Genomic DNA, 26,890 nt, shown 5'->3' with positions numbered 1-26,890 from the left:
GGTGCATGCAATGTCGCGAAACTGTCCGCCTGTCCGGCAAGATGCCGTTCAATCACAGGAGCGCTTCTTCATCATGGAAACCGACGACGACACCCTACCCGCGGCCACTGCCGAGCCGCGCAATTCCTACCTGGAAGAGAAGGCCTTCAAGTCGCGCACGCTGCTGATTTTCGGCAGCATCACCGACGCAGTGGCCGCCGACGTGACGCGCCGGCTCATCGCGCTGGATGCCGACAGCCCCGAAAAACCGATCGACATTCTCGTGAGCTCGCCCGGCGGCCACCTGGAGTCGGGCGATGCCATCCACGACATCGTGCGTTTCATCAGCGCACCGGTGAACATGATCGGCACCGGCTGGGTGGGCAGCGCCGCCACGCACCTCTACCTGGCGGCACCCCGCGAGCGGCGCGTGTGCCTGCCCAACACGCGCTTCCTGATTCACCAGCCCAGCGGCGGCGCGGGCGGGCAGGCGACCGACATCGCGATCCAGGCGCAGGAAATCATCAAGGCCCGTCAGCGCATCGCGCACGAGATCGCGCGCGAAACCGGCAAGCCGATCGACGTGGTGCTGGCCGACATCGAGCGCGACCGCTGGCTCTCGGCCGCGGAGGCGGTCGAGTACGGCCTGGTCTCGCGCATCATCCAGCGCAAGACCGAGCTGCTGTAGTCTATTTGGGCTTGTAGGCCACCACGTCGATCTCGACCTTCGCATCGACCATGAGCCGCGCCTCGGTGGTCGAGCGCGCCGGCTTGTTTTCACCGAAGTAGCTCATGTAGATGCGGTTGAAGGCACCAAAGTCGCGCGCGTCCTGCAGCCAGACGGTGCTCTTGCAGACGTCGTCGAGCGTGGCGCCGGCCAGCGCCAGCACCTTTTTCAGGTTCTCCATCACCTGGCGCGTCTGCGCCTCGATGCCGCCCACCACGATCTCGCCCTCGGAATTGGCGGGCACCTGGCCCGACACGTAGATGAAATCGCCGGCGCGCACGGCCGGGGAGAAGGGGCGGGCCTGGCGGTCAGAGGCAACGGGCGGGGCGCCGAGGTATTCGAGAGGCATTGGAGAACTCCTGAAGTGAAGAACAAAGAAGAAAAGCGAACTGCAAGTATCGATCCAATCTGAAATTCAATTTCATAAAAACCCTAAAACAAGGGTTAACACGGATGATTTGGCATGGATAGTGCTTCAAAGTGCGGGCCGAAGAGAAAATTTCTTTCACAAACCGCCTGCCCCATGAAGGAGTTCCCCATGTTCCACGCCGGTCTTGTCCAGCGCCTGCCGAAGCTGTCGAAGCGCAGCCTGCTGGGCGCTTCCCTGCTCGCAATGCTGTGTGCCGCGCTGCCTCAACAGCAAGCGCATGCCCAGGGGCCGCGCAACTTCGCCACGCTGGCGATGGTGGCCGAACCGCAGACGCTGGACCCGATGGCCTCCACGGCCGACCTCGTCGGAACCATCATGCAGCACGTGTACGAGACGCTCTACACTTTCGACGCCAAGTGGAACGTGGTGCCGATGCTGGCCGAGAGCAGCCCCAAGATCTCCGCCGACGGCAAGAGCTACGCCATCACCCTGCGCAAGGGCGTGATGCTGCACAACGGGCGCGAACTCAATGCCGACGACGTGGTGGCCAGCCTGCAGCGCTGGATGGACCAGTCGCCGCGCGGCAAGGCCGTCGGCAAGGAAATCGAGAGCCTCAAGGCCAAGGGCCCGCTGGGCGTGGAGATCGTGCTCAAGGCGCCGTATGCGCCGCTGCTTTCCCAGTTGGCGCTGCCCAGCGGCATGGCCGCCATCATGGCCAAGGATTCCATCGCTTCGCCGCTGAAGGAGTTCGTCGGCACCGGCCCCTACAAGTTCAAGGAGCGCCGCCCCGACCAGTTCGTGCTGCTCACGCGCTTCGACAAGTACGCAGCGCGCAAGGAACCGGCAAGCGGCTATGGCGGAAAGCGTGAAGCGGCCATCGAGGAGCTGCGCTTCGTGCCGGTGCCCAATGCCAGCACGCGCGTCGAAGGCGCCCTGGCCGGCCAGTACGACTTTGCCGACCTGCTGCCGGTCGAGGCCCTGCCGCGGCTCGAGAAGTCCGGCGGCAAGACGGTGCCGATCATGACGCCGTCGTTCGGTTTCCCGTACCTCGTGCTCAACACCAAGGAAGGCGTGGCCGCCAACCAGGCCCTGCGCCAGGCCATCCAGTCCGCGCTCGGCGAAGGCGAGATGCTCGCTGCCGGTTTCGGCGACACGCGCTTCTTCGTGGCCGAAGGCAACCACTTTCCCAAGGGCTCGCCGTTCTATTCGACCGCCGGCGCCACGCTCTACAACGAGCGCAACGCGTCCAAGGCCAGGGAGGCCGCGGCCAAGGCCGGCTACAAGGGCGAGCCGATCCGCGTGCTCACCAGCCGCCAGTACGACTTCCACTACAACATGTCGCTCCTGATGGCCGAGCAGCTCAAGCGCGCCGGCTTCAAGGTCGACCTGAACGTGGTCGACTGGGCCACGCTGGTGCAGCGCCGCAACGACCCCAAGCTCTGGGACATCTACGTCACCCACTCGGGCCAGTTCCCCGAGCCGATGCTCTCGCCGCCGCAGCTGGGCGACGGCGCGCCCGGCTGGTGGGATTCGCCCGCCAAGAAGTCGGCGCTGCAGGCCTTCAATGTCGAGAGCGATCCGGCCAAGCGCGGCGCGCTGTGGGGCAAGGTGCAGCAGGTGGTCTACGAAGAAGTGCCGTACATCAACGTCGGCAAGTTCAACGGCCTCTCGGCCAAGAGCCCGGCGCTGGACAACTACCAGCCCGCGACCTGGCCGTTCTTCTGGAACGCAAGGATCAAGTAAATCCCGCGGGCGCCACGGAGCCAACCACACATGTTTCGCTATCTCGCTTCCCGCGCCGCCGGCATGCTCGTCGTGCTCGCCATCGTGGCCGTGCTGGTCTTCGTGCTCACGCGCGCCGCATCGGGCGATCCGGTCTCGGTGCTGCTGGGCGACCAGGCCACCGCGGCCGACATCGCCCGTGTGCAGAAGGAATACGGCCTGGACAAGCCGCTGCCCGTGCAGTTCGGCTACTGGCTGCGCGAAGTGCTGCAGGGCAACCTCGGCACCTCGATCTTCCTGCAGCGGCCGGTCACCCAGGCGCTGTGGGAGCGCGCGGAACCCACCACGCTGCTCGCGCTGATGGCCGTGGCCATCGCAGCGCTGATCGGCGTGCCCTGCGGCATCGTCTCGGCGGTGTTCCGCGGTCGCCTGGTCGACCAGCTCTTCACCGGCATCGCGATGCTCGGCGCCAGCATCCCGAGCTTCTGGCTCGGCATCGTGCTGATCCAGATCTTCGCGGTGTCGTTCGGGTGGTTCCCGGTCTCGGGCTATGGCGCGCCCGATGCACCGTTGACCGAGCGTCTGCATTCGCTGGTGCTGCCGGCCACGGTGCTGGGCCTCTTGAACTCCGCGCTCATCATCCGCTTCACGCGCGCCTCGATGCTCGACGTGCTCGGCGAAGACTACGTGCGCACCGCGCGCTCCAAGGGCCTGAGCGAAAGCAAGGTGGTGCTCAAGCACGCGCTGCGCAATGCGCTGGTGCCCATCGTCACGGTGATCGGCCTCACGGTCGCGCTGATGATCGGCGGCGCCGTCATCACCGAGACCGTGTTCGGCCTGCCGGGTGTCGGCAATCTTGTCGTGAGCGCGGTGCTGCGGCGCGACTACCCAGTCATTCAGGGCGCACTGCTCGTGATTGCGGCGATCTACGTTCTCATCAATTTTTCGATCGACCTGCTGTACGCCGTCGTCGATCCGCGCGTGAAGGTTTGAGAAAAAATGCAGATGCCCCGAATGCTCCGCCAGCTGATGCACCGCCGCATCGTGATGGTCTCCGCGCTGGTGCTGCTGGTCATTGCAGTGCTCGCCATCGGCGCGCCGCTGTTCGCCTCCATCGACCCCAACGACACGGCCGTGCTGCAACGCCTCAAAGGGCCGAGCGCCGAACACCTGCTGGGCACCGACGAGCTCGGCCGCGACATGTATTCGCGCATCGTGCACGGTGCGCGCTATTCGCTGGCCATTGCCGCGCTCACCGCCCTCGGCGCGGTGGTCGCGGGCACGGTGCTGGGCCTGATGGCGGGCTTCTTCCGCCGGCTCGACGCGCCGCTGATGCGCGTGGTCGACGCGATGATGTCCTTCCCCGACATCCTCCTGGCCATTGCGCTGGTGGCGATCCTCGGGCCCTCGCTCATCAACACCGTGCTGGCGCTGGTGCTGGTGTACACGCCGCGCGTGGCACGAGTGGTGCGGGCCTCGACGCTGGTGGTGCGCGAGCTGCTGTTCGTGGAAGCCGTGCGCGCGCTGGGCGTGCGTACTTCGCGCATCCTGTGGCGCCACATATTGCCAAACCTGATGTCGCCCATCCTCGTGCAGGTTTCCTTCATCTTCGCCTACGCGATCCTGGCCGAAGCGGGGCTCTCGTTCCTCGGTGTCGGCGTCCCGCCCGAGATCCCGACCTGGGGCACCATGGTCGCGGGCAGCCAGCAGTACGCGCACCAGGCCTTCTGGGTAGTGCTGTTCCCGGGGCTCGCGATCATCTTCACCGCGCTGTCGCTGCAGCTGCTGGGCGACGGCGTGCGCGACCTGCTCGACCCCAAACTGAAGAAGACGCTGTGATGACAAATGCCACGAACACACCGCGTCTTCAGGTCAGCAACCTGAGCACCAGCTTCCCCACCGAGGACGGGCTGATCCGTTCGGTGGCCGACGTGAGCTTTTCGATCCAACCCGGCAAGACCACCGCGCTGGTCGGCGAGTCGGGCTCGGGCAAGTCGGTCACCAGCCTCACGCTGATGCGCCTCTTGCCCAAGACCGCGAATGCACAGGTCAGCGGCCAGGCCTCTTTCGTGACCCGCGAAGGCAAGCCGCTCGACCTGTTGCAGATCGGCGAGCGCGAGATGCGCAGCCTGCGCGGCAACCAGCTGTCGATGATCTTCCAGGAACCGATGACCAGCCTGAACCCGGTCTTCACCATCGGCGAGCAGATTGCCGAGAGCGTGCGGCTGCACAAGGGGCTGGACCGCAAGGCCGCCATGGCCCATGCGCTGCGCATGCTGGAGCTGGTCGAGATTCCGGCCGCGGCGCAGCGCATCCATGAGTATCCGCACCAGCTTTCGGGCGGCATGCGCCAGCGCGTGATGATTGCGCTGGCCATGGCCTGCGACCCGACACTCTTGATTGCCGACGAGCCCACCACCGCGCTCGACGTGACCATCCAGGCGCAGATTCTCGAACTCATGCGCCGGCTGCAGTCCGAGACCGGCATGAGTATTCTCTTCATCACCCACAACCTGGGCGTGGTCGCGCACCATGCGGACGACGTGGTGGTGCTCTATGCGGGCCGCGTGGTCGAGAGCGCGCCCGTACGGCCGCTGTTCGCGCAGCCCGAGCATCCATACACGCAGGGCCTGCTGGCCTGCCTGCCGGGCAAGGCGCGCCTGCCGGGGCAGCCCAAGCCCAAGCGGCTGTTCGCGATTCGCGGCCAGGTGTCGAGCCCGCTCGCACCGCCGCCCGGCTGCGCCTTCGAGCCGCGCTGTGACCTCGCCATTGCGGGTTGCAGCGCGGCGATCCCGCCGCTGATCGATATCCGGGAGGACCGCCAGGCACGCTGCATTCGCGTGCAACCGGACGCAACATTCGCGAGGGTGGCATGACTGGCGAAGTGCCTCTGTCTTGCCCCCTCTCCCGCATGCGGGAGAGGGCTGGGGTGAGGGTGCCTCCCGGGGCCCTCGCGCGAACCCTCATCCCCCGCCTTCTCCCGCTCGCGGGAGAAGGAGCCAATACAACATCCCCATGACCACCGCTGCTCCTCTCATCGAAGTCCGCGGACTGAAAAAATACTTCGGCAGCAGCGACCGCCCGGTGCGCGCGGTCGACGATGTGTCGTTCGCCATCCAGCCCGGCGAAACACTGGGCCTCGTGGGCGAATCGGGTTCCGGCAAGAGCACCATCGGCCGCACCGTGCTGCGCCTGGTCGAACGCACCGAGGGCCAGGTGCTCTACCGCGGCGACGACATCGGCGCGCTCTCGGGCGAGCGCATGCGCAAGCTGCGCAGCAAGCTGCAGATCATTTTCCAGGACCCGTATGCGAGCCTGAACCCGAAGATGCGCATCAGCGCGATCCTCGGCGAGGCGCTCTCCACGCACGGCCTGCACAAAGGTGCCGCGGCACGGGACAAACGCATTGCCGAGCTGCTCGAAACCGTGGGCCTGCGTGCCGAGCATGCAAGCCGCTTTCCGCACGAGTTCTCGGGCGGCCAGCGCCAGCGCATCGGGGTGGCGCGTGCGCTCGCGGTCGAGCCCGAGTTCATCGTGGCCGACGAACCGCTGTCGGCGCTCGACGTGTCGATCCAGTCGCAGGTCATCAACCTCCTGGCCGACCTGCGCGAGCGGCTCGGCCTCACCATGCTCTTCATCTCGCACGACCTCGACGTGGTCGAGTATCTGTGCGACCGCGTGGTGGTGCTGTACCTCGGCAAGGTGATGGAGGTGGCCGAGACCGACGCGCTGTTCGCGCGGCCTTCTCACCCCTACACCCAGGCGCTGCTGGCCGCGAGCCCGAAGCCCGATCCGACGCTTGCCACCGAGCGCATTGCGCTCAAGGGCGACATTCCCAGCCCGATCTCGCCGCCCTCGGGTTGCGTGTTCCGCACCCGCTGCCCGCACGCCATCGAGGCCTGCGCGCAGACGGTGCCGACGCTCGACGAGATTTCTCCCGGACACTACAGCGCTTGTATCCGCAAGGAACTGCTCTCTCAAATTGCCGCATGACCATGACCGACACCACCGCTGCCGCCGCCGACAAGGAATTCAACGACCCGCTGCTGGGCAGCAACTTCAAGGGTTACCCGCGCACCCAGCCGCCGCGCCGCCGCAGCGAGGTGGGCGCCGCGGGGTGGAACGTGCTGGCCGGCGACCTGCCGCTGCCGCTGGCCGTGCTCAAGCGCGAGGCGCTCGAGCACAATCTGGCCTGGATGCAGTCGCGCGTGCGCGAATGGGGCATCGACCTCGCGCCGCACGGCAAGACCACCATGTCGCCGCAGCTCTTCCAGCGCCAGCTCGATGCCGGCGCCTGGGGCCTGACCTTCGCCACGGTGACGCAGCTCGCCGTGGGCGTGGCGGCCGGCGCGCGCCGCACGCTCATCGCCAACCAGGTCGTCAGCGACGAAGACCTGGCGGGCATCCAGCTGCTGCTGCAGGCGCATGCCGATCTGCGCGTGGTGTTCCTGGTCGACTCGCTCGCGCAGCTCGCGCTGATCGAAGACTGGTCGAAGCGCCATCCCGAGAGCGTGCCCTTCGAGGTGATGCTCGAAATCGGCGTCGAGGGCGCGCGCACCGGCTGCCGCACGCATGAAGAGGCGGTGGCGCTCGCCACGTGCTTGCGCGCCAGCGACGCGGTCAAGCTGGTTGGCATCGAGACGTATGAAGGGCAGGGCGCTACCGGCGCCAGCGAACCCGACACCGCCTACGCCAACACGCTGATGGACCGCGTGGAAGCCATCGCGCGCCACTGCGACGTGCGGCAGCTGTTCGAGACCGACGAGGTGCTGGTCTCGGCAGGCGGTTCGGCTATCTTCGACCTGGTGGCCGGCCGCCTGAAGCCTGCCCTGGGCTCGCCGGTGCGCGGCCTGCTGCGCTCGGGATGCTATGTCACGCACGACCATGGCTTCTACAAGCGCATGGTGAGCGCGGTGCACGAGCGCCTGGGCTGCGCTTGCGGCGAGAGCCTGCGCCCCGCGATGGAAGTGTGGGCCACGGTGCAGTCGCGGCCCGAGCCCGGCCTGGCCATCCTGGCCGTGGGCAAGCGCGACATCTCATTCGACCTTTCGATGCCGGTGCCCATCGCGCGCGCCGCACGCGGCATGCTCGAAGCAGAGGCCGTGCCCGACGGCTGGAAGATCACCGCCCTCAACGACCAGCACGCCTACCTGCGCTGGGATGCCGACGAAGAGGCGCAGGCCCCGGTGGTCGGCGACCGCGTCGGCCTCGGCATTTCGCACCCCTGCACCACCTTCGACAAATGGCACTGGATGCCGGTGGTCGAAGAGAACTACCGCGTGAGCGACGCCGTCGCCATGCATTTCTGAACCCGCACCGATGACCCCCTCCCTGCTTCAGAAGATCGCAGAACTCCGCAGCAGCGCGCCCGCCACGCGGCGCGCGATTCTCGACCTGATCCTCGAAGACCCCGACCGCGCGCTCGAAGAGAGTTTCGAGCAACTGGCCGAGCGCTCGCGCAGCTCGGTGCCCACCATCATGCGCACCTGCCGCGACCTGGGCTTTGCGGGGCTGCGCGAATTCAAGCTCGCGCTTGCGCAGGAGCTGGCGCTCGGCGGCTCGCCCTTGCACCGGCGCGTGAACATCGAGGACGCGGCCGACGAGGTCGTCGGCAAGATCGCGCGCAGCGCCGCGGCCTCGGTTTCGGGCGTGCGCGGACAGCTCGACATGCAGGTGCTCGAAGGGGCAGTGGCCGCCATCGCGGCCGCGCCTCACGTGGACCTGTATGGCGCGGGCGCCACGTCCTGGTTCATGGCCAACGACCTGCAGGCGCGGCTCTTCAGGCTGGGCCTCTCGGCCAATGCCTGGGCCGACTATCACCTGCAGCAGGTGGCGGGCGCGGCGCAACGTCCGGGTGGCGTGGTCATTGCCATCTCGCACGTGGGCGGCATGCCCTCGCTGCTCGATGCCGTGGACATCGCGCGCGGACAGGGTGCCAAGGTCGTCGCGCTCACGCGGCCAGGCACCGCGCTGGCAGCCAAGGCCGACTTCCTGCTGGGTCTTTCGGTGCCCGACGATGCCGTGATGCACGTGGGCATCGACGCCTACCTGACGCACCTCACCGCCATCGAAATTCTGACGGTGCTGGTGGCCCAGCGCCGCGGCGAACCCGCGGTGCAGCGCCTGCAGCGCGCACGCGAGGCCTTTCAGCGCCATGGCATCGACGCCTCCACGCACCCGCTGCAAAGCTGGGACGGCGGCGGCATCAACACCGGAGGCCGTGCATCGTGAGCGACGCCAAAGCCATCTTGCTCGAAGCCGGCCTCGTGGTCGATGGTTCGGGCGGACCCTCATGGCCCGGCGACGTGCTGCTGCAGGGCGACCGCATCCTGGCCCTCGGCGAAGGGCTGCGCGAGCGGTTGCCCCAAGGGCTCGTGCTGGCCGATATCGACATCGTCGATTGCCGCACCAAGGTGATTGCCCCCGGCTTCATCGACGCGCACACGCACGACGACGCCATCGTGCTGCGCGACCCGCTGTGCCTGCCCAAGGTGTCGCAAGGCATCACCACGGTAGTGACGGGCAACTGCGGCATTTCGCTCGCGCCTTACCGCACGCCGCAGTCCAGGCCGCCGCTCACGCTGCTGGGCGTGGAGTCGTTCAGGCACGCCACCATGGCCGAGTACCGCGCGGCCGTCGATGCGGCGCAGCCCGCGCTCAACGTGGCGGCGCTGGTGGGCCACACCACCTTGCGCTTCGCGGCCATGGAGGCGCTCGACCGGCCCGCGAGCGGCGACGAGCTCGCGCGCATGGCGGCGCTGCTGGACAGCTGCATGGCCGAAGGCGCGCATGGCCTGTCGTCGGGGCTGTTCTATGAAGAAGCATTTGCAGCCCCGGCCGAAGAAGTGACCGCGCTCGCGCGCATCGTGGCGAAGCATGGCGGCATCTACGCCACGCACCTGCGCAGCGAAATGCAGCAGATCATCGAGGCGCTGCACGAAGCGGGCGATACGGCCTTCAGCGCCGGCGTGCCGCTCGTCATCTCGCACCACAAGTGCGCCGGCCCCGCCAACTGGGGCCGCACGAAGGAAACGCTGCCGCTGATCGAGGCGCTTGCCGAGCGGCAGAAGATCTCGATGGACGTGTACCCCTACGTGGCCGGTTCCACGGTGCTGCGCGAAGACCTGGTCGACGGCGTCATCGACGTGCTGCTGACCTGGTCCGATCCGCACCCGGAAATGACAGGACGCCTGATCTCCGACATCGCCCGCGAGTGGTGCACCACCGAGCAGGAGGCCTGCCTGCGCCTGAAGCCCGGTGGCGCTTGCTACTTCCAGATGCAGGAAGAAGACGTGGAGCGCGTCATCGCGCACCCGCTCACCATGATCGGCAGCGACGGCCTGCCGCACGACCGCCATCCGCACCCGCGCCTGTGGGGGGCTTTCCCGCGCGTGTTCGCGCGCTACTGGCGCCAGCGCCGTCTGTTCACGCTCGAGCAGGCTGTGCACAAGATGACCGGCATGACCGCGCGGAACCTGCGCATTTCCGACCGCGGCCTGCTGCGCGCGGGCGCCATGGCCGACGTGGTGGTGTTCGACCCCGAGACCATTGCCGACACCGCCACCTACGACAAGCCGCACGGCGTGAGCCTGGGCGTGGAGCGGGTGTTCGTGAACGGCGTGCTGGCCTATCGCGGCGGGCAAGGCGAGGGAGCCAGCGTGCTCGCGCGAGCTGGCCGCATGCTGACGCGCGCCGGCGCGTAGCCGGCGCAGTGCCGGCGCGCGCCGGTACGATGCGGTGCATGAACGCCATTCACCGAAAGCCCGTTCCGCTCGCCAAGGCCTACCGCCTGCTCAATCACGGCCCCACCGTTCTCGTGAGCGCCGCGCACGGCGGCCAGCGCAACATCATGGCCGCAGCCTGGGCCATGCCGCTGGACTTCGATCCGCCCAAGGTGGCGGTGGTGCTCGACAAAAGCACCTGGACGCGCACGCTGCTGGAAGGCGCGGGCACCTTCGCACTGCAGGTGCCCACGCGCGCGCAGCTCGACCTGACCGAGGCGCTGGGCAACAGCTCGGGCCGCGAGATCGTCGAGAAAGAAGGGCACGACAAGTTCGCGGCCTACGGCCTGCAGACCTTCGCGGGCGTGGCGACCGATGCGCCGCTGCTGGAAGATTGCGCGGCCTGGCTCGAATGCCGCCTCTTGCCCGAGCCGCCGATCCAGCAGCGCTACGACCTGTTTCTCGGCGAAGTGATCGCGGCGCAGGCCGATTCGCGGGTGTTCTCCGAGGGCCGCTGGCACTTCCAGGGCCACGACGATCTGCGCACGCTGCACCATGTGGCGGGCGGGCATTTCATCGTCGATGGCGAGGCCGTCGATGCGCGGCCGCTGCCGCCCGTGCAACCCTAGGTTTCTTTCGGGGGCCGGTCCCGGGCCGGTCAGGGGACAGGCCTGCGTGCCACCGGTACCACGAGCATGCGGCGCAATGCCAGCACGCCGCACGCACCGGCCAGCAAGACCAGCAGCAAGGCCCACGCCGCGTCCGCGGTCGAGGCGGATTCCGGCCAGTCGCCGATGAAGATCGTGCCGCTGTTGTAGGCCGCATGCAGCGCGATGCACGGAATGAGCGAACGGGTGCGCTCATAGAGCCAGCCAAGCACCGTGCCCATCACCAGGCCCACGACGAACTGGTAGATGTTCAGGTGCGCGGCGCCGAAGAGCAGCGCCGAGCCCAGGACGGCCTGCCACCGCGAGTAGCGCTGCAGAAAGCCCCGCAGCACGATGCCGCGGAACAGCATTTCTTCCAGCAGCGGGGCCATGAGGCACACTGCCAGCGTGGCAGCGACGCTGCCGTCGGCCATGCGGCTGAACATCGACTCCTCCCAGGCCGAGAGCGGCGCGATGAACACCAGCAGGTTGAGCACGGCCGTCATCACCACCATCAGCCCCGGCACGAGCAGCAGCACCGGCGGCACCACCAGCATCAGGGTGGCCCGCGCCGAGGCGGGCGACTCGTGAAAGAGCTCGCCGTAGGTGAGCTTCTGGTAGTGCATGACCACGGCGAATACGCAGCCGTTGCCCAGCACCGCGGACAGCACGCCGAGCTGCATGCCGTTCAGGCCCAGCCAACGGTTGGCGTCGCGCAGCGCAATGCCAATGACGAATTCGCAGAGAAACACCGCCAGGAACAGCAGCGCGGCCTGCGTGGCAGAGGGAAAAGCCGTGCTTTTCGGGGAAGGCATGGGGGTCTTCGGGCGCCGAGGGGAGAAGCGCATATTACCGTTGAGCGCCCCCGGTCGGCTCGCGGCGGCACTTCGCCACCGCACGAGCGCTCGCTACAGCACGAACGGAATGAAGCGCCGGGTACCGCGCATGTACTCGCGGTAGGCGTCGCCAAAATGGGCGATGCACTCCTGCTCGTCGCGCAGCGCCGTCAGGAACAGCAGCACCGTGGCGGCCAGCACCAGGGCCAGCGTGAGCCAGGTGAATTGCTTCAGGAAGGCGCCCCAGGCCAGCAGCATCAGCGCCGTGTACATGGGGTGTCGGATGTAGCGGAAGGCACCGGTGCTGACGATGGACGAGGTTTTTTCGAAACCGTAGAGCGCCGGGTCGTCGTTGCGCGCCTCGGTCGGTTTGCCCTGCGCCTTGAGCAGCTTCACCGCGTGGATCGGCAGCCAGATCGACAGCGCGAGGAACACGCAGGAAAGCAGCTGGGTGAACGACAGCGGATCCAGATGCCACACCGGCAGGTTCACGATGATCAGCACCAGCATGCATTCCCACGCGAAGAACCGGTAGAAGCCGTGCGAGCCCGGCCGGCGGAGCGGGCCGCGCGAGACGTACAAAAGCGCCGCGGTGCCCGCCACAAAAAGGAAGATCTGGAACCAGAGAAGCATGGCGGCCGAATTTACACGGGCCGCCCGGCTTCAGCCAGGGATGGATGGCTTCTTGGAAACAAGGGTCAGGATATCGTAGCTCGCGACGAGCTCGCCGTCCTGGTTGGTCACCTCCACGTCCCATGCCACCACGCCCTGGCCGTGGCCGCTCGGGTCCTTCTTGTTGCGGTCCGTCTTGCGCTTGCAGGTCAGCCGCGCCCGGATGGTATCGCCGATGCCCACGGGCTTGACGAAGCGCAGCGTATCGAGGCCGTAGTTGGCCAGCACCGGGCCCGGGGCGGGCGAGACGAACAGGCCGGCCGCGGCCGACAGCACGAAGTAGCCATGCGCGATGCGCTTGCCGAAAGGCGACTCCTTCGCCGCCACCTCGTCGAAATGCATGTAGAAATAATCGCCCGAGATGCCGCCGAAGGCCACGATGTCGGCCTCGCCGACGGTGCGGCGGTGCGTGAGCAGCGAGTCGCCGATCCGCAAGTCTTCGAAGTAACGGCGGAACGGATGCACCTCGCTCTCGCGCACGGCCGCGCCGCGCACGTGCTCCCCGGTAATGGCGGCCAGCATGGTGGGCGAGCCCTGCACCGCGGCGCGCTGCAAATAGTGCTTCACGGCACGCAGGCCGCCAAGCTCTTCGCCGCCGCCCGCACGGCCCGGGCCGCCGTGCTTGAGTTGCGGCAGCGGCGAGCCGTGGCCGGTCGATTCGGCGGCGGCCTCGCGGTCGAGCACCAGCAGGCGGCCATGCCATGCGGCGGCCACGGGAATGGCCCGGGCTGCAATGGCCGGGTCGCGCGTGACCAGCGTGCCGACCAGGCTGCCGCGGCCGCGTGCCGCGAGTGCGAGCGCTTCGTCGATGCCGTCATAAGGCATGAGCGTGCTGACCGGGCCGAAGGCTTCGACGTCGTGCGCGGCATCGTGCTCGAGCGGCTTGCGGCTCAGCAGCAGCGTGGGCGCGAAGAAAGCACCTTCGGCGACACCGTCGCCCACCGGCGAGAAGCCGTCGCGTTCGCCGTGGACCAGCTCGGCCCCCTGCAGCAGTGTGGCCACGCGCTCGGCCACGTCGGCCTTCTGCGCGTGCGAGGCGAGGGCGCCCATGCGCACTTCTTCGCGCGACGGGTCGCCGATGACGGTCTTGGCGAGCCGCGCCCGCAGGCGCTCGGCCACCGCGTCGAGGTGGTGGCGCGGCACGATGGCGCGGCGGATGGCGGTGCACTTCTGGCCCGCCTTGACGGTCATCTCGCGTGCCACCTCCTTCACGAAGAGATCGAACTCCTCGTCGTCGGGCGTCACGTCGGGCGCCAGGATCGCGCAGTTGAGCGAGTCGGCCTCGGCATTGAACGGGATCGACTTGCGCACCAGGTTCGGATGCACGCGCAGCCTGGCCGCGGTGTCGGCCGAGCCGGTGAAGGTGACCATGTCGGTGCCTTCGAGCCGGTCGAGCAGGTCGCCGGTGCTGCCGACGACGAGCTGCAGGCTGCCTTCGGGAAGGATGCCCGACTGCACGATGAGCCGCACCAGCGCTTCGGTGAGGTAGCTGGTGGCCGTGGCCGGCTTGCCGATGCAGGGCATGCCGGCGAGAAAACTGGGCGCGAACTTCTCGAGCAGGCCCCACACCGGGAAGTTGAATGCGTTGATGTGCACCGCCACGCCGCCGCGCGGCACCAGGATGTGCGTGCCCGCGAAGCCGCCCTTCTTGCCCAGCGGGAAGGCCGGGCCCTCGTGCACCAGGTTGCCCGAAGGCAGCTCGTTGGTGCCGATGCCGGCGTAGGCGCTCAGCGTGCCGGCACCGCCCTCGATGTCGATCCAGCTGTCGGCGCGGGTCGCGCCCGTGTGGGCAGAGATGGTGTAGAGCGTTTCCTTGTTGGCGGCGAGGTACTTGGCCAGCGCCTTCAGGCGCTCCGATCGTTGCTGGAAGTCGAGCGCCATCAGCGCGGGCAGGCCGACACGGCGCGCATGGTCGAGCGCCTCGGCGAAGTCGATGGCTTCGGCATGCGTGCTGGCCACGGCTTGCCCGTTGATGGCGCTGCGCAGTTGCTGCGCGCTTTCCTTGCCGATCCAGCGGCCGGCGATGTAGCTTTGAAGGGTGGTCATGAGGGTGTCCTTTCGCTGTCTTGGTATGGCTTCTTCCCCTTTCGGGGGAAGGCTGGGATGGGGTCCCCCACCCCGACCCTCCCCCGGAAGGGGAGGGAGAAAATCCGGGTCATTCCTTCTTTCCGATGCCCAGGTAGGTATCGATGATCCGCTGGTCGTGCATCAGTTCGCGCGCGTTGCCATCGAGCGCCACGGCGCCCATTTCGAGCACGTAGGCGCGGTCTGCCACCTGCAGCGCGGCGCGCGCGTTCTGCTCCACGAGCAGCACCGACACGCCATGGCTGCGCAACTGCGAGACCACGCGCAGCACTTCGCGCACCACCAGCGGTGCCAGGCCGAGCGAAGGTTCGTCGAGCATCAAGAGCCGCGGACGCGCCATCAGCGCGCGTCCGATGGCGAGCATCTGGCGCTCGCCGCCCGAAAGCGTCGAGGCCAGCTGCGGGCGCCGTTCGCGCAAACGCGGAAAGATCTCGAACACTTCGTCCATGCGCGCGCGCTGGTCGCGATGGCCCTTGCGCCACTGGTAGAAGCCGCCGAGCAGCAGGTTGTCTTCGACCGACATGTCGCCGAACAGCTCGCGCCGCTCGGGCACCAGCGCCACGCCGCGCGCCACCATGGTTTCGACGCCCGGGCGTGCGATGCGCTCGCCATGCAGCGCGAGGCTGCCGGTGGAGGGCAGCAGGCCCATCGCCGCGCACAGCAGCGTGGTCTTGCCGGCGCCGTTGGGGCCGATGACGGTGACGATCTCGCCTTCGTTCACATGCAGCCGCACGCTGTGCACCGCCTCGACGGTGCGGTAGGCGACGCAGAAGCCGTCGAGCTGGAGAATGGGCATGCTCATCTTGCGTCTTCCAGCAGTTCGTCGTCCGCGCCGCCCAGGTAGGCCTCGAGCACGCGCGGGTTGGCCTGCACTTCGGCCGGCGTTCCGGTCGCGATGACGGTGCCGAATTCGAGCACCGTGATGCGGTCGGCAAGGTTCATCACAAATTCCATGTCGTGTTCCACCACCAGGATGCCGAGGCCTTCGGCACGCAGCTGACTCAGCAGCACGGAGAGCGCACGCTTCTCCAGATGCCGGAGGCCCGCGGCGGGCTCGTCGAGCAGCAGCACCGAGGGCTGGCCGGCAAGGGCGCGCGCAATCTCGACCACGCGCTGCTGGCCCAGCGAGAGCGATGCGGCCGGCGTGCCGGCATGCGCGCCGAGGCCGCAGCGTTCGATCTGGCGGCGGGCTTCGGCCATCAGTGCGGCTTCCTCGGCACGGTCCAGCCGAAGCATCGCGGCAAGCCAGCCACGCTTCGCGCGCAGGTGAGCGCCCAGCGCCACGTTCTCGACCACGCTGCGCTGGCCGAGCAGGCGCACGTGCTGGAAGGTGCGCCCGAGGCCGAGCGCGGCGAAGACGCGCGAAGGCTTTGCTTTCATTGCCTGGCCCGCAAGCCGCACTTCGCCGGCGCTCGGGTCGTCCACTCCGGAGATCATGTTGAAGAAGGTGCTCTTGCCCGCGCCGTTCGGCCCGATCAGCGCGTGGATCTCGCCGGCCTTCAGCGTCATCGAGATGTCGTTGTTGGCCACCAGCCCGCCGAAGCGCTTGCTGACGCTGGTGGCCTGCAGCAAGACCTCGCCCTTGGCGGGCAGGTTGCGCTGTGCGAGCTGCGCGGTGGAGGCGGCAGGCCGCGCGGCATCGGTGGCGGCAACGGCATGCGGGCGCACCCAGCGGCCCGCGATGCGCGCCAGCGTGGGCCACAGGCCGTCCGCAAAACGCTGCAGCACGAACAGCATGAGCAGGCCGAACACGATCACTTCGAAGTTTCCGCTGCTGCCGAGCAGCGAAGGCAGCACGTCCTGCAGCTTCTCCTTCAGCAGCGTGATGAGCGCGGCGCCCAATACCGCGCCCCACAGATGACCCGCACCGCCGACCACCGCCATGAACAGCAGCTCGATGCCGATGTTCAGGTTGAAGGGCGTGGGGTTCACGAAGCGCTGCAGGTGCGCGTAGAGCCAGCCCGACACGGCCGCCAGCAGGGCCGCGAGCACGAAGAGCTTCACTCGGTGCCGGGCTGTATCCACGCCCATCGATTCGGCCATCAGCCGGCCGCCCTTCAGCGCGCGAATGGCGCGGCCCTCGCGCGAGTCGAGCAGGTTGTGCAGGGCCCAGAGCGCGAGCAGCAGCACGGCCCAGATCACGACACCGAGCGCGCGCGGCGTGGCCAGCGAAAAGCCTGCGATCACGAGCGGTGGCACGCCGGTGATGCCGGTCTGCCCGCCGAGGAAATCCATGTTGCCGAACAGGTAATACAGGCTCAGGCCCCAGGCGATCGTGCACAGCGGCAGGTAGTGGCCCTGCAGCTTGAGCGTGACTGCGCCCAGCGCCCATGCGAGCGCGAAGGTCAGCACCAGGCCGAGCAGCAGCCCGGCCCACGGCAGAAGCCCGGGCCCGACGAAGCCGCCCATCCACGCCGCCGCGGTAGGCGACGTGCAGATCCATGCGGTGGCGTAGGAGCCCATGCCGACGAAAGCGGCCTGGCCGAAGGAGGTCATGCCGCCGACGCCGGTCAGCATGACCAGGCCGGCCGCGACCAGCGCGTAGAGCCCGATGTTGCTGAGCACCGACACCGTGAACTCGGGCAGGAAGCCCCAGGCCAGCGCCATCAGGGCGACGAGCACCAGCGTGAGCTGGCGCGGCGTGGCCAGCGGCTTGCCCGCAGGAGGCAGGTGGGCGGCGATGGGATTCGACGGCGCGCTCATTCCTCGTCCTCCACATGGCGGCTGTGCAGCGAGCGCCACCACAGCACCGGGATGATCAGCGTGAAGACCAGCACCTCCTTGAACGGACTGGCCCAGAACGAAGCAAAGGCCTCGAGCTGCCCGACCAGCAGTGCGCCCGCCAGCGCCAGCGGATAGCTCGCGAGCCCGCCCACGATGGCGGCGACGAAACCTTTCAGGCCGATCAGGAAGCCGGTGTCGTAATACACCGTGGTGAGCGGCGCGATCAACAGGCCCGAGACCGCGCCGATGAGCGCCGCGAGCGCGAAGCTCAGGTCGCCCGAGAGTTCGGTGGGAATGCCCGACAGCCGCGCGCCCACGCGGTTGATGGCCGTGGCGCGCAGCGCCTTGCCGACCATCGAGCGGCCGAAGAAAAGGAACATCGCAATCACCAGCAGCAGCGTGATGCCGACGACCACCAGCGACTGCCCGCCGACCGGAATGCCGCTGATGTCGAAACGCTCTTCCGAGAATGCGGTGGTGCGGTAGCCCTCGGCGCCGAAGAAGAGCAGGCCCAGCCCCACCAGCACGCCGTGCAGCGCCACCGAGACGATCAGCAGCATCAGCACGCTGGCATCGGCCAGCGGCCGGTAGGCGAGGCGATAGAGCAACGGGCCGAGCGGCGCGATCAGCACCAGCGTGGTGACTGCCTGGGTCGCCATCGAGGTCGGCTTGAGCCCGAGCACGAGCGCGCAGGCCAGCGCCGGCAGCGCCACGCACCAGGTGAGCGCAGAGCCCCAGTCCACCACCGCGCCGCGCTTCCAGCGCCAGGCTTCCACCACCAGCACCATGGCCGCGAGCGCGACCAGCAGCCACAGCGTGGCCGGCACGCGGCCGGTCTGCAGCATGGCCATCGACAGCGCGCCGAAGGCGACGAACTCGCCCTGGGGAATGAAGATGACGCGCGTGACGGAGAACACCAGCACCAAGGCGAGCGCCATCAATCCATAGACGGCACCGTTCACGATGCCGTCCTGCCCCAGAAGCAGGGCGATCTGCAGATCCATAGAAAAACCTTCGGGCCTTGCCCGTGTGTCGAATCCGTGTCCGGCGCCTGTGTTTTCAGCCGGGCGTTGTGTTGCTCCTTCCCCCCGGAAGGGGAGGGCGCGGGACCGTTCAGGGCTGGTATTTCCAGGCGCCGTTCTCGATCTTCACCATGACACGGGCACGCTGGTCCAAGCCCAGATGGTCGTTGGCCGTCATGTTGAACACGCCGTGAGCGCCTGACACATCCTTGACCTGCTCCAGCGCATCGCGCAGCGCGGCGCGGAATTCGGGCGTGCCGGGCTGCGCCTTCTTGAGCGCGACCGGCACGGCCGACGTCATCAAGAGGCCCGCGTCCCAGGCGTGTGCGCCAAAGGTCGACACCGTGTTCTTGCCGTTCGCGCCCTCGTAGGCGGTGACGTAGGCCAGGGCCGATTTCTTCACCGGATGGCTGGCCGGCAGCTGCTCGGCCACCAGCACGGGCCCGGCCGGCAGGAAGGTGCCGTCCACGTCCTTGCCGCCAACGCGAAGGAAGTCGGCATTGGCCACGCCGTGGGTCTGGTACATCTTGCCGGCGTAGCCGCGCTCCTTCAGCGTCTTCTGCGGCAGTGCGGCCGGGGTGCCCGAACCCGCGACCAGCACCGCATCGGCCTTGGCGGCCATGATCTTCAGGGCCTGGCCGGTCACCGAGGTGTCGGTGCGCGCATAGCGTTCGTTGGCGACGATCTTGAGCTTCTTCAGTTCCGCCGCCTTGGCGAATTCCTGCGACCAGCCTTCGCCATACGCATCGGAGAAGCCGATGAAGGCCACCGTCTTCACGCCGTTCGCGGCCATGTGCTCGGCAATGGCGAGAGACATCATGATGTCGTTCTGCGGCGTCTTGAAGACCCATTGCTTCTTGGCGTCCATCGGCTCGACGATGCGGGCCGAGGCGGCGATCGAAATCATCGGCGTCTTGGCTTCGCTCGCCACGTCGATCATCGCGAGCGAGTTGGGCGTGGTGGTCGAGCCCAGCACGATGTCGACCTTGTTCTCGGCGATGAGCTTGCGCGTGTTGGCCACGGCTGCCGTGGTGTCGGAGGCGTCGTCGAGCACGATGTAGTTGATCTTCTGTCCGGCGATGGTCTTGGGCATCAGCGCGATGGTGTTCTTCTCGGGAATGCCGAGCGAGGCGGCCGGACCGGTGGCCGAGAGCGTCACGCCGACATTGATGTCGGCCCATGCGGCAACGGCGGTGGCGCACAGCGCCGCGATCAGCAAGGGCTTGAAGAATTTCATTTTGGTTTGTCTCCGGTTGAAAAATCGTTATGGGGGTCAGCGCTCGTCGAAGGACAGGATCACGCGTTCGGTGAGGGGGTGCGCCTGGCAGGTCAGCACGAAGCCTGCGGCTACTTCATTCTTGTCGAGCGCAAAGTTTCTTTCCATGCGGACTTCCCCCTCCACGAGCTTGGCGCGGCAGGTGCCGCACACGCCGGAGGTGCAAGAGAAGGGCACTTCGAGCCCGGCCGCGGAAGCCGCATCGAGGATGCTCGGCTGCCCTTCGGTGAAAGTGATCTCGCGCTGCAGGCCATCGCGCACGATGGTGATGCGCGCCTGCTTGGCGTCGCCGGGCAGGGCCTCGTGCACCACCGCGCCGACCTCGCCGGTCAATGCGGCAGAAGGCAAGGCAACGCCGAAGCGCTCGATGTGAATGCGCTCTTCGGGCACGCCCGCGGCGAGCAGCGCCGCCTCGGCTTCGTCGTTCATCTGAAACGGGCCGCAGATGTAGACATGGTCGATGCTTGCGGCCGGCACCAGCGTGTTGAGGAACTCGCCGATCTTCTCGCGGTTCATCACGCCGAAGCCCAGCGGCGAATCGGTGTGCTCGTCGGAGAACACGTGCTGCAGCTCGAGGCGCGTCATGTAGCGGTTCTTCAGGTCCTCGATCTCTTCCTTGAACATCGTGGACTGCAACTGGCGGTTGCCGTAGATCAGCGTGAAGCGGCTCCTGGGTTCGCGCGCCAGCACGGTCTTCATGATCGACAGGATCGGCGTGATGCCGCTGCCGCCCGCGATGCCGACGTGATGGCGTGCGGCAGCCGGCTCGATCGGCACGAAGAAGCGGCCTTGGGGCGCCATCACCTGCACCGTGTCGCCGGGCCGAAGGTGCGCGTTGATCCAGTTGGAGAACACGCCGTCCCGCACCTTGCGCACGCCCACGCGCAGCTCCCCGTCGTCCAGGCCGGCGCAGATCGAGTACGAGCGGCGCAGATCCTGCCCGTCGATGTCGCGGCGCAATGTGAGGTACTGGCCCTGCGTGAAGCCGAAGACTTCACGAAGCTCGGGCGGCACCTCGAACGAGACGACGACGGCCTCCGGGGTGTCGGGCTCGACAGCCTTCACGCGCAGTGGGTGGAAGAGGGTGCTCATCGCCTAGATCGGTTTGAAATGTTCGAAGGGTTCGCGGCAGGCCATGCAGCGGTAGAGCGCCTTGCATGCGGTGGAGCCGAAGGCGGACAGGCGCTCTGTGCGTTCGCTCGCGCAGCGCGGGCAGGCAATGCGTTCGCCGCCGGCGATGCGGCCGAAGAGGCGGATGGGCATCGCGGTGCCGGCGGCCGCTTCGGGGGTGAGGTGGGCGGGCGGCGCGATGCCGTAGGCCTTGAGCTTGGCGCGGCCTTCTTCGCTGATCCAGTCGCTGCTCCAGGCCGGCGCGCGGCGCAAGGTGGCGCGTGCGCGGCCAAGGCCGGCGCTCCCGATGGCGGCGAGCACGTCGTGCTCGATGGCTTCCGTCGCGGGGCAGCCCGAGTAGGTGGGCGTGAGCACGATCTCCAGCCCGTCGTCATGTTCGATCACCTCGCGCACGATGCCCAAGTCGCAGACCGACACGGCCGGCACCTCCGGATCGAGCACGGTGTGCAGCACGGCCCACGCCGCGTCGACGCGTGATGCGACCGCGTTCACCACACACCCCCGGGGTAAGAGCGCTGCAGGTGCTGCATCTCGGCCAGGATGTAGCCCATGTGTTCGGTGTGAACGCCCTGCTTGCCGGTGCTGCGGAAGGCGGTTTCCTTCGGCATCTCGAGCTCGGCGGCGTCGAGCACCAGTTGCATCTCGGCGAACCAGGGCTCGCGCAGCTCGCTCCACGCGGGGCCGAGGCCTGTTGCGCTGGCTTCTGCATCGACTGCATCGCCTTCGAACAGTTCGGGCACGTAGAGCCAGAGCTGTTTCAGCGCACGCTCGGTGCGGCGGCGCGATTCGTCGGTGCCGTCGCCGAGCCGCGCCACCCAGTCGCCCGAGTGCTGCTGGTGGTAGCGCGCTTCCTTCAAGGCCTTGCCGGCGATGGCGGCCACCTCGGCATCGCTCGATGCTGCGAGGCGTTGCCACAGCAGCTTGAGCAGCGTGGCGACCATGGTGTTGCGCACCACGGCAAAGGCGAAGTCGCCGCGCGGCAGCTCGACCAGCGTGAGGTTGAAGTAGTCGCGCTCGTCGCGCAGGTAGGCGAGCTGGTCTTCGTCGTGCTCGCGGCCAGCGCCTTCGAGCTTGCCGGCGTGCGTGAGCAGTGCGCGCGCCTGTCCGACGAGGTCGAGCGCGATGTTGGTCATCGCAATGTCTTCTTCCAGCACGGGTGCGTGGCCGCACCATTCGCCGAGGCGCTGCGCGAGCACCAGGCAGGTGTCGCCTATGCGCAGCAGGTATTGCACGGCGGGCGTGCGGTTCAGTTCGATGGATGCTTGTTGCATGGCGTGCCGCTCACATGTGATCCACGGACTTGGGCAACGAATAGAACGTCGGATGGCGATACACCTTGTCCTCCGCAGGATCGAAGAACATGTCCTTGTCGCGCGGGTCGCTGGCCACGATCTGGTCCGAGCGCACCACCCAGATGCTGCTGCCTTCCTGGCGGCGCGTGTACACGTCGCGCGCCATCTGGATCGCCATCTTCGGATCGGCCGCATGCAGGCTGCCGCAATGCTTGTGGTCGAGCCCGGCCTTGCTGCGGACGAACACTTCCCAGAGCGGCCATTCCTGTTTCGTATCGGTGGTCATGCGGCTTCCTTCGTCTGTTGCTTGTTCGCGTGGGCCATGGCGGCCTCGCGTACCCACGCGCCTTCTTCCCATGCGTCGACGCGGGCTTGCAGGCGCTCGCGGTTGCAGGGGCCGTCGCCACCGATCACGCGCCAGAACTCGCTCCAGTCGATCGCGCCGAAGTCGTGCGCCTGGCGCTCTTCATTCCATTTCAGGTCGGGGTCGGGCAAGGTCACGCCGAGGATGCGCGCCTGCTCGACGGCGGCGTCGATGAATTTCTGGCGCAGCTCGTCGTTGCTGAAGCGCTTGATGCCCCAGCGCATCGACTGCGCCGAGTTGGGCGACTGGTCGTCGGGCGGGCCGAACATCATGATCGAGGGCCACCACCAGCGGTTGACTGCGTCCTGCACCATTGCCTTCTGCGCCTCGGTGCCGTGGGTCATCATGGTCAGCAGCGCTTCATAACCCTGGCGCTGGTGAAAGCTCTCCTCGCGGCAGATGCGGATCATGGCGCGCGCATACGGCGCATACGAGCAGCGGCAGATCGGCACCTGGTTCATGATGGCCGCGCCGTCCACCAGCCAGCCGATGGTGCCCATGTCGGCCCAGGTCAGCGTGGGGTAGTTGAAGATCGAGCTGTACTTGGCCTTGCCGGTGTGCAGCGCGTCGAACATCTGGTCGCGCGAAGTGCCGAGCGTCTCGGCGGCGGCATACAGGTAGAGCCCGTGGCCGCCTTCGTCCTGCACCTTCGCCAGCAGGATGGCCTTGCGCTTGAGCGTGGGCGCGCGGCCGATCCAGTTGCCTTCGGGCAGCATGCCGACGATCTCGGAATGCGCGTGCTGGCTGATCTGCCGCACCAGCGTCTTGCGGTAGTGCTCGGGCATCCAGTCTTTCGCTTCGATGAAATCGCCGGCGTCGATGTGGGCGTCGAAACGCTCCTCGAGCCGCATTTCCTCGGCCGAGCGCACGGCTTTCTTCTTGCCGTCGTCGCCTGCGTCCTTGCCCGTGGTGTCCATGGCCTGGGTGTACATGTGCGTGTCCTTTGCAAAGAGGGTTTGAAACCGCGCCCGCTCAGCGCGGACGCGTGTCGATCACGCGGCGGGCCTTGCCGGTCTGTGTGCGTTCGATGGAATCGGGGTCGAACACGTGCACCCTGGTCGAGATGCCGACCAGCGTCTTCACGCGTTCCTGCACCCATGCGGCGATGGCCTTGCGTTCGGCTTCGTCGATGGCGGCGTTGCGGTGGTCGAGCTCGCAGTGCACCTCGACCTCGTCGAGCAGGCCGTCGCGGCGCACATGCACCTGGTAGATGCCCGACAGGCGCTCGTGCGCGAGCACGATTTCTTCCACCTGCGTGGGAAAGACATTGACGCCGCGGATGATCATCATGTCGTCGCTGCGCCCGACGATCTTGCCCATGCGCCTGAAGGCGCGCGAGGTGGGCGGCAAGAGGCGCGTGAGGTCGCGCGTGCGATAGCGCACGATGGGCATGGCCTCCTTGCTGAGCGAGGTGAAGACCAGTTCGCCTTCTTCGCCGTCGGCCTTCGGCTCGCCGGTGTCGGGGTCGATGATCTCGGGGTAGAAATGGTCTTCCCAGATCACCGGGCCGTCCTTGCTCTCGACGCATTCGCTGGCCACGCCCGGGCCCATCACTTCGGAGAGGCCGTAGATGTCGACCGCATCGATGCCGGCCTTGCCTTCGATGTCGCGGCGCATGGCTTCGGTCCACGGCTCGGCGCCGAAGATGCCGATCTTGAGCGAACTGTCTTTCGCATCGAGGCCCTGGCGCTCGAACTGCTCGATGATCACCTGCATGTAGCTGGGCGTGACCATGATGATGTCGGGCTTGAAGTCTTGTATCAGCTGGACCTGCTTCTCGGTCTGGCCACCCGACATCGGAACGACCGTGCAGCCCGCGCGCTCGGCGCCGTAATGCGCGCCGAGGCCGCCGGTGAAAAGGCCGTAGCCATAGGCCACGTGGATCATGTCGCCCGCGCGGCCGCCCGCGGCGCGGATGGAGCGCGCGACGAGGTCGGCCCAGGTGTCGATGTCCTTCAGCGTGTAGCCGACCACGGTCGGCTTGCCGGTGGTGCCCGACGACGCATGGATGCGCGCCACCTGCGTGCGCGGCACGGCGAACATGCCGAAGGGATAGTTGTCGCGCAGATCGCTCTTCACCGTGAACGGAAACTTCGACAGGTCGGCAAGCGACTTCAGGTCTTCCGGATGCACGCCCTTGGCATCGAAGGCCTTGCGGTAGTGCGGCACGTTGTCGTAGGCGCGCTGCAGCGTGGCGCGCAGGCGCCGGATCTGCAGCGCGGTGATTTCGTCGCGGCTCGCGGTTTCGATGGGCTCGAGCTCGCCGGGCGCGGGGTGTCTGGCTGTCATGGTCTTGTCTCCTCAGGCGGCAACGGCGGGGCGGCCCTTGGCGGTGTAGGAGCGGCCGCGAAACATCGCGATGCGTTCGCCGCGCTGGTTGGTTATTTCGGCGTCGTACACGCCGGTGCGGCCGGCTTTCGAAACCTCGAAGCAGCGCGCGGTGAGCACGTCGCCTTCGCGCGCCGGTGCAATGAAGTCGATCGAGAAGCCCGAGGCCACCGTGAGCTCGTCGTACGAATTGCAGGCGAAGGCAAAGGTGGAATCGGCCAGCGTGGCCATGAAGCCGCCGTGGCAGATGGCGTGGCCGTTGAGCATGTCGGTGCGCACGCGCATCTCGAGCGTGGCCTGGCCGGGTCCGACCTCGACGATGCGCATGCCGAGGCCCTTGCTCGCGTTGTCGTTCGCGAACATGCCGTCGCGGACGTACTCCGCGGTTTGCTGGGGTGAGCGGGTCGTGTCCGTCATGGCCTAGCGGTCCTTGAACATCGGCGCGCGCTTGGCGCGGAAGGCCTCGACGCCTTCGCGGTAGTCGTTGGCGTTGCCCATCTCGCGCTGGATGCGGGCTTCTTCGGCGAGCGCGGCATCGAGGTTCATGTCCTGGGCGGCGGCCATGGCCTGGCGCGTGGCGACAAGGGCGCGCGTCGGCATGCCGGCCAGCTTCAGCGCGAGCGCGGCGGCCGTCTCGGCCAGTGCCGCGTCGTCCACGCATTGCCAGATCAGGCCGATGCGCGCGGCTTCCTCGGCCGGCAGCTTGTCGCCCAGCATCGCGATGCCCAGCGCGCGCGCCGAGCCCACGAGACGCGGCAGCAGCCAGGTGCCGCCGGTGTCGGGCACGAGCCCGATCTTGGTGAAGGCCTGGATGAAGCTGGCCGAACGCGCGGCCACCACCAGGTCGCAACACAGCGCGATGTTGGCGCCCGCTCCTGCGGCGACACCATTGACGGCTGCGATCACGGGCGCCGGCATCGAGCGCAGGCGCGCCACCAGCGGGGCGTAGTAAGTGGAAATGACGTGGCCCAGGTCCTTGGGCGCGGCACCAGGCGTGGGGTCGGGCGCGACCGATGAGTCGGCCAGGTCCTGCCCGGCGCAGAAGCCACGGCCGGAGCCCGTGAGCACGAGGCAGCGCACGCTCGCGTCCTGCGCGGCGAGGTTCAGCGCAGCCATCAACTCGGCATGCAGTTCGGTCGTGAAGCTGTTGAGCGCAGAAGGGCGGTTGAGGCTCAACGTGCGGACAGGGCCGGTATCGCTGGCGAGAACTAAAGGTTCTGGCATGGGCTTGTCTCTCATCCTTGAAATGGGGTGAATCGGCCCGCAAACACTATTGACCGACCGGACGGTAGATTTTAAGATCGTCCTCCATGGCAGCACAAGCGGGTTGCGTCAGGGCAAACCCTGAGCCCGCATCCAAGGAGACCGACACAATGCCCAGCTACTCCATCGACGGCGTGATTCCCGTCGTCGACCCGACGGCCTACGTGCACCCGAGCGCTGTCCTGATAGGCGACGTGATCGTCGGCCCCGGCTGTTATGTGGGCCCCTGCGCCAGCCTGCGCGGCGACTTCGGCCGCATCGTGCTGGAAGAGGGCTCCAACGTGCAGGACCATTGCTGCATCCACGGCTTTCCCGACCAGGACACAGTGGTCGAGGTCAATGGCCACATCGGTCACGGCGCGATCCTGCACAGCTGCATCGTGCGGCGCGACGCGCTGGTGGGCATGAACGCAGTGGTGATGGACGAGGCCGAGATCGGCGAGCAGGCCATCGTCGCGGCCTGCGCCTTCGTGCCGGCCGGCATGAAGGTGCCGGCGCGCTCATTGGTGGCCGGCATTCCGGCCAAGGTGAAGAAGATGCTGAGCGACGAGGAAATTGCCTGGAAGCTCGAAGGCACGCAGACCTACCAGGCGCTGACCGTGCGCAGCCTGGCGAGCCTGCACGAGGTGGCGCCGCTGGCGCAGATGGAGCCGGGCCGTCCGCGCCTGCCCGCCACGGACGTGCGCTCGCTGATTGCGACCCGGCGCGGTTAGCCGGCGCGCTTCATGCAA

Annotated in this window: 27 protein-coding genes; 11 read left to right on the top strand and 16 right to left on the bottom strand. The window is 67.5% G+C overall.

Annotated elements, in window-relative coordinates; translation table 11 throughout:
• Positions 1–73: 73 nt before the first annotated feature.
• Positions 74–667 carry an ATP-dependent Clp protease proteolytic subunit gene (locus ACAM55_RS18995; RefSeq protein ID WP_369653029.1) on the top strand — a complete coding sequence of 198 codons (594 nt, stop codon included), beginning with the start codon at positions 74–76 and terminating at the stop codon, positions 665–667.
• A gap of 1 nt (position 668) precedes the next feature.
• Here ACAM55_RS18995 and ACAM55_RS18990 read toward each other — a convergent pair whose 3' ends face one another.
• Positions 669–1,055, bottom strand: a complete 387-nt coding sequence (locus ACAM55_RS18990) for a RidA family protein (protein WP_369653028.1) — start codon at positions 1,053–1,055, stop codon at positions 669–671.
• A gap of 174 nt (positions 1,056–1,229) precedes the next feature.
• On the opposite strand from ACAM55_RS18990, the gene ACAM55_RS18985 reads away from it, so the two are divergent.
• From ACAM55_RS18985 to ACAM55_RS18945, 9 genes are all read left to right on the top strand, one after another.
• Positions 1,230–2,819, top strand: a complete 1,590-nt coding sequence (locus ACAM55_RS18985; protein WP_369653027.1) for an ABC transporter substrate-binding protein — start codon at positions 1,230–1,232, stop codon at positions 2,817–2,819.
• 30 nt (positions 2,820–2,849) lie between these two features.
• Complete coding sequence (locus ACAM55_RS18980; RefSeq protein ID WP_369653026.1) at positions 2,850–3,791, top strand: ABC transporter permease; 942 nt, start codon at positions 2,850–2,852, stop codon at positions 3,789–3,791.
• 6 nt (positions 3,792–3,797) lie between these two features.
• Positions 3,798–4,637, top strand: coding sequence for an ABC transporter permease (locus ACAM55_RS18975; RefSeq protein WP_319441075.1), 840 nt, complete (start codon positions 3,798–3,800; stop codon positions 4,635–4,637).
• Positions 4,637–5,674 carry an ABC transporter ATP-binding protein gene (locus ACAM55_RS18970; RefSeq protein ID WP_369653025.1) on the top strand — a complete coding sequence of 346 codons (1,038 nt, stop codon included), beginning with the start codon at positions 4,637–4,639 and terminating at the stop codon, positions 5,672–5,674. Before ACAM55_RS18975 ends, ACAM55_RS18970 begins: the two co-directional genes overlap by 1 nt.
• A gap of 139 nt (positions 5,675–5,813) precedes the next feature.
• On the top strand, positions 5,814–6,791 hold the full coding sequence (locus ACAM55_RS18965) for an ABC transporter ATP-binding protein (RefSeq protein WP_369653024.1): 978 nt from the start codon (positions 5,814–5,816) through the stop codon (positions 6,789–6,791).
• A gap of 2 nt (positions 6,792–6,793) precedes the next feature.
• The gene (locus ACAM55_RS18960) at positions 6,794–8,107 is read left to right on the top strand and encodes an amino acid deaminase (protein WP_369656426.1); all 1,314 of its coding nucleotides are present in this window, start codon (positions 6,794–6,796) and stop codon (positions 8,105–8,107) included.
• Positions 8,108–8,117: 10 nt separating this feature from the next.
• Positions 8,118–9,029, top strand: coding sequence for a MurR/RpiR family transcriptional regulator (locus ACAM55_RS18955; RefSeq protein ID WP_369653023.1), 912 nt, complete (start codon positions 8,118–8,120; stop codon positions 9,027–9,029).
• On the top strand, positions 9,026–10,501 hold the full coding sequence (locus ACAM55_RS18950; protein ID WP_369653022.1) for an amidohydrolase family protein: 1,476 nt from the start codon (positions 9,026–9,028) through the stop codon (positions 10,499–10,501). Before ACAM55_RS18955 ends, ACAM55_RS18950 begins: the two co-directional genes overlap by 4 nt.
• A gap of 38 nt (positions 10,502–10,539) precedes the next feature.
• Positions 10,540–11,148 (top strand): flavin reductase family protein, encoded by a 609-nt coding sequence (locus ACAM55_RS18945; protein ID WP_369653021.1) that lies wholly within the window; start codon positions 10,540–10,542, stop codon positions 11,146–11,148.
• A 29-nt stretch (positions 11,149–11,177) separates the two neighbouring features.
• Here the strand turns inward: ACAM55_RS18945 and ACAM55_RS18940 are convergent, their stop codons facing one another.
• From ACAM55_RS18940 to ACAM55_RS18870, 15 genes are all read right to left on the bottom strand, one after another.
• The gene (locus ACAM55_RS18940) at positions 11,178–11,981 is read right to left on the bottom strand and encodes a lysostaphin resistance A-like protein (RefSeq protein WP_369653020.1); all 804 of its coding nucleotides are present in this window, start codon (positions 11,979–11,981) and stop codon (positions 11,178–11,180) included.
• Positions 11,982–12,074: 93 nt separating this feature from the next.
• Positions 12,075–12,635: an isoprenylcysteine carboxylmethyltransferase family protein gene (locus ACAM55_RS18935; protein WP_369653019.1), complete on the bottom strand. Its 561-nt coding sequence runs from the start codon at positions 12,633–12,635 to the stop codon at positions 12,075–12,077.
• A 30-nt stretch (positions 12,636–12,665) separates the two neighbouring features.
• Positions 12,666–14,720, bottom strand: coding sequence for a phenylacetic acid degradation bifunctional protein PaaZ (paaZ, locus tag ACAM55_RS18930; protein ID WP_369653018.1), 2,055 nt, complete (start codon positions 14,718–14,720; stop codon positions 12,666–12,668).
• A gap of 109 nt (positions 14,721–14,829) precedes the next feature.
• The gene (locus ACAM55_RS18925) at positions 14,830–15,561 is read right to left on the bottom strand and encodes an ABC transporter ATP-binding protein (RefSeq protein WP_369653017.1); all 732 of its coding nucleotides are present in this window, start codon (positions 15,559–15,561) and stop codon (positions 14,830–14,832) included.
• Complete coding sequence (locus ACAM55_RS18920) at positions 15,558–17,462, bottom strand: ATP-binding cassette domain-containing protein (RefSeq protein WP_369653016.1); 1,905 nt, start codon at positions 17,460–17,462, stop codon at positions 15,558–15,560. Before ACAM55_RS18920 ends, ACAM55_RS18925 begins: the two co-directional genes overlap by 4 nt.
• Positions 17,459–18,487, bottom strand: coding sequence for a branched-chain amino acid ABC transporter permease (locus ACAM55_RS18915; RefSeq protein ID WP_369653015.1), 1,029 nt, complete (start codon positions 18,485–18,487; stop codon positions 17,459–17,461). Before ACAM55_RS18915 ends, ACAM55_RS18920 begins: the two co-directional genes overlap by 4 nt.
• Before the next feature lie 109 nt (positions 18,488–18,596).
• Positions 18,597–19,742 carry an ABC transporter substrate-binding protein gene (locus ACAM55_RS18910; RefSeq protein ID WP_369653014.1) on the bottom strand — a complete coding sequence of 382 codons (1,146 nt, stop codon included), beginning with the start codon at positions 19,740–19,742 and terminating at the stop codon, positions 18,597–18,599.
• Between the two features lie 36 nt (positions 19,743–19,778).
• Positions 19,779–20,873, bottom strand: coding sequence for a 1,2-phenylacetyl-CoA epoxidase subunit PaaE (gene paaE, locus ACAM55_RS18905; RefSeq protein ID WP_369653013.1), 1,095 nt, complete (start codon positions 20,871–20,873; stop codon positions 19,779–19,781).
• 3 nt (positions 20,874–20,876) lie between these two features.
• On the bottom strand, positions 20,877–21,407 hold the full coding sequence (gene paaD / locus ACAM55_RS18900; protein WP_369653012.1) for a 1,2-phenylacetyl-CoA epoxidase subunit PaaD: 531 nt from the start codon (positions 21,405–21,407) through the stop codon (positions 20,877–20,879).
• Positions 21,401–22,183 (bottom strand): 1,2-phenylacetyl-CoA epoxidase subunit PaaC, encoded by a 783-nt coding sequence (paaC, locus tag ACAM55_RS18895; RefSeq protein WP_369653011.1) that lies wholly within the window; start codon positions 22,181–22,183, stop codon positions 21,401–21,403. The genes paaD and paaC overlap by 7 nt, the downstream gene beginning before the upstream one ends.
• Before the next feature lie 10 nt (positions 22,184–22,193).
• Positions 22,194–22,490, bottom strand: a complete 297-nt coding sequence (gene paaB, locus ACAM55_RS18890) for a 1,2-phenylacetyl-CoA epoxidase subunit PaaB (protein ID WP_369653010.1) — start codon at positions 22,488–22,490, stop codon at positions 22,194–22,196.
• Positions 22,487–23,500 carry a 1,2-phenylacetyl-CoA epoxidase subunit PaaA gene (gene paaA / locus ACAM55_RS18885; RefSeq protein ID WP_369653009.1) on the bottom strand — a complete coding sequence of 338 codons (1,014 nt, stop codon included), beginning with the start codon at positions 23,498–23,500 and terminating at the stop codon, positions 22,487–22,489. The genes paaB and paaA overlap by 4 nt, the downstream gene beginning before the upstream one ends.
• Positions 23,501–23,540: 40 nt before the next feature.
• Positions 23,541–24,857, bottom strand: coding sequence for a phenylacetate--CoA ligase PaaK (paaK, locus tag ACAM55_RS18880; protein ID WP_369653008.1), 1,317 nt, complete (start codon positions 24,855–24,857; stop codon positions 23,541–23,543).
• Positions 24,858–24,869: 12 nt separating this feature from the next.
• Entirely contained in the window at positions 24,870–25,313 is a 444-nt protein-coding gene (gene paaI / locus ACAM55_RS18875) for a hydroxyphenylacetyl-CoA thioesterase PaaI (RefSeq protein WP_369653007.1), read from the bottom strand.
• Positions 25,314–25,316: 3 nt separating this feature from the next.
• Positions 25,317–26,120: an enoyl-CoA hydratase-related protein gene (locus tag ACAM55_RS18870; RefSeq protein ID WP_369653006.1), complete on the bottom strand. Its 804-nt coding sequence runs from the start codon at positions 26,118–26,120 to the stop codon at positions 25,317–25,319.
• Positions 26,121–26,269: 149 nt separating this feature from the next.
• Between ACAM55_RS18870 and ACAM55_RS18865 the strand changes: the two genes are divergently transcribed.
• Positions 26,270–26,872 carry a phenylacetic acid degradation protein PaaY gene (locus ACAM55_RS18865; RefSeq protein ID WP_369653005.1) on the top strand — a complete coding sequence of 201 codons (603 nt, stop codon included), beginning with the start codon at positions 26,270–26,272 and terminating at the stop codon, positions 26,870–26,872.
• Positions 26,873–26,890: the final 18 nt, after the last annotated feature.

It is taken from the genome of Variovorax sp. V213, from assembly GCF_041154455.1.
In the GTDB taxonomy this organism is placed as follows: Bacteria; Pseudomonadota; Gammaproteobacteria; order Burkholderiales; family Burkholderiaceae_C; genus Variovorax.
This window is presented reverse-complemented; position numbering and strand designations above follow the sequence as displayed.

What these genes read in the sequence shown, in the direction of transcription:
- ACAM55_RS18995 (WP_369653029.1), top strand. Translation starts at nt 74, where the DNA reads ATGGAAACCGACGACGACACCCTACCCGCGGCCACTGCCGAGCCGCGC.
- ACAM55_RS18990 (WP_369653028.1), bottom strand. Translation starts at nt 1,055, where the DNA reads ATGCCTCTCGAATACCTCGGCGCCCCGCCCGTTGCCTCTGACCGCCAG.
- ACAM55_RS18985 (WP_369653027.1), top strand. Translation starts at nt 1,230, where the DNA reads ATGAAGGAGTTCCCCATGTTCCACGCCGGTCTTGTCCAGCGCCTGCCG.
- ACAM55_RS18980 (WP_369653026.1), top strand. Translation starts at nt 2,850, where the DNA reads ATGTTTCGCTATCTCGCTTCCCGCGCCGCCGGCATGCTCGTCGTGCTC.
- ACAM55_RS18975 (WP_319441075.1), top strand. Translation starts at nt 3,798, where the DNA reads ATGCAGATGCCCCGAATGCTCCGCCAGCTGATGCACCGCCGCATCGTG.
- ACAM55_RS18970 (WP_369653025.1), top strand. Translation starts at nt 4,637, where the DNA reads ATGACAAATGCCACGAACACACCGCGTCTTCAGGTCAGCAACCTGAGC.
- ACAM55_RS18965 (WP_369653024.1), top strand. Translation starts at nt 5,814, where the DNA reads ATGACCACCGCTGCTCCTCTCATCGAAGTCCGCGGACTGAAAAAATAC.
- ACAM55_RS18960 (WP_369656426.1), top strand. Translation starts at nt 6,794, where the DNA reads ATGACCGACACCACCGCTGCCGCCGCCGACAAGGAATTCAACGACCCG.
- ACAM55_RS18955 (WP_369653023.1), top strand. Translation starts at nt 8,118, where the DNA reads ATGACCCCCTCCCTGCTTCAGAAGATCGCAGAACTCCGCAGCAGCGCG.
- ACAM55_RS18945 (WP_369653021.1), top strand. Translation starts at nt 10,540, where the DNA reads ATGAACGCCATTCACCGAAAGCCCGTTCCGCTCGCCAAGGCCTACCGC.
- ACAM55_RS18940 (WP_369653020.1), bottom strand. Translation starts at nt 11,981, where the DNA reads ATGCCTTCCCCGAAAAGCACGGCTTTTCCCTCTGCCACGCAGGCCGCG.
- ACAM55_RS18935 (WP_369653019.1), bottom strand. Translation starts at nt 12,635, where the DNA reads ATGCTTCTCTGGTTCCAGATCTTCCTTTTTGTGGCGGGCACCGCGGCG.
- paaZ (WP_369653018.1), bottom strand. Translation starts at nt 14,720, where the DNA reads ATGACCACCCTTCAAAGCTACATCGCCGGCCGCTGGATCGGCAAGGAA.
- ACAM55_RS18925 (WP_369653017.1), bottom strand. Translation starts at nt 15,561, where the DNA reads ATGAGCATGCCCATTCTCCAGCTCGACGGCTTCTGCGTCGCCTACCGC.
- ACAM55_RS18920 (WP_369653016.1), bottom strand. Translation starts at nt 17,462, where the DNA reads ATGAGCGCGCCGTCGAATCCCATCGCCGCCCACCTGCCTCCTGCGGGC.
- ACAM55_RS18915 (WP_369653015.1), bottom strand. Translation starts at nt 18,487, where the DNA reads ATGGATCTGCAGATCGCCCTGCTTCTGGGGCAGGACGGCATCGTGAAC.
- ACAM55_RS18910 (WP_369653014.1), bottom strand. Translation starts at nt 19,742, where the DNA reads ATGAAATTCTTCAAGCCCTTGCTGATCGCGGCGCTGTGCGCCACCGCC.
- paaE (WP_369653013.1), bottom strand. Translation starts at nt 20,873, where the DNA reads ATGAGCACCCTCTTCCACCCACTGCGCGTGAAGGCTGTCGAGCCCGAC.
- paaC (WP_369653011.1), bottom strand. Translation starts at nt 22,183, where the DNA reads ATGCAACAAGCATCCATCGAACTGAACCGCACGCCCGCCGTGCAATAC.
- paaB (WP_369653010.1), bottom strand. Translation starts at nt 22,490, where the DNA reads ATGACCACCGATACGAAACAGGAATGGCCGCTCTGGGAAGTGTTCGTC.
- paaA (WP_369653009.1), bottom strand. Translation starts at nt 23,500, where the DNA reads ATGTACACCCAGGCCATGGACACCACGGGCAAGGACGCAGGCGACGAC.
- paaK (WP_369653008.1), bottom strand. Translation starts at nt 24,857, where the DNA reads ATGACAGCCAGACACCCCGCGCCCGGCGAGCTCGAGCCCATCGAAACC.
- paaI (WP_369653007.1), bottom strand. Translation starts at nt 25,313, where the DNA reads ATGACGGACACGACCCGCTCACCCCAGCAAACCGCGGAGTACGTCCGC.
- ACAM55_RS18870 (WP_369653006.1), bottom strand. Translation starts at nt 26,120, where the DNA reads ATGCCAGAACCTTTAGTTCTCGCCAGCGATACCGGCCCTGTCCGCACG.
- ACAM55_RS18865 (WP_369653005.1), top strand. Translation starts at nt 26,270, where the DNA reads ATGCCCAGCTACTCCATCGACGGCGTGATTCCCGTCGTCGACCCGACG.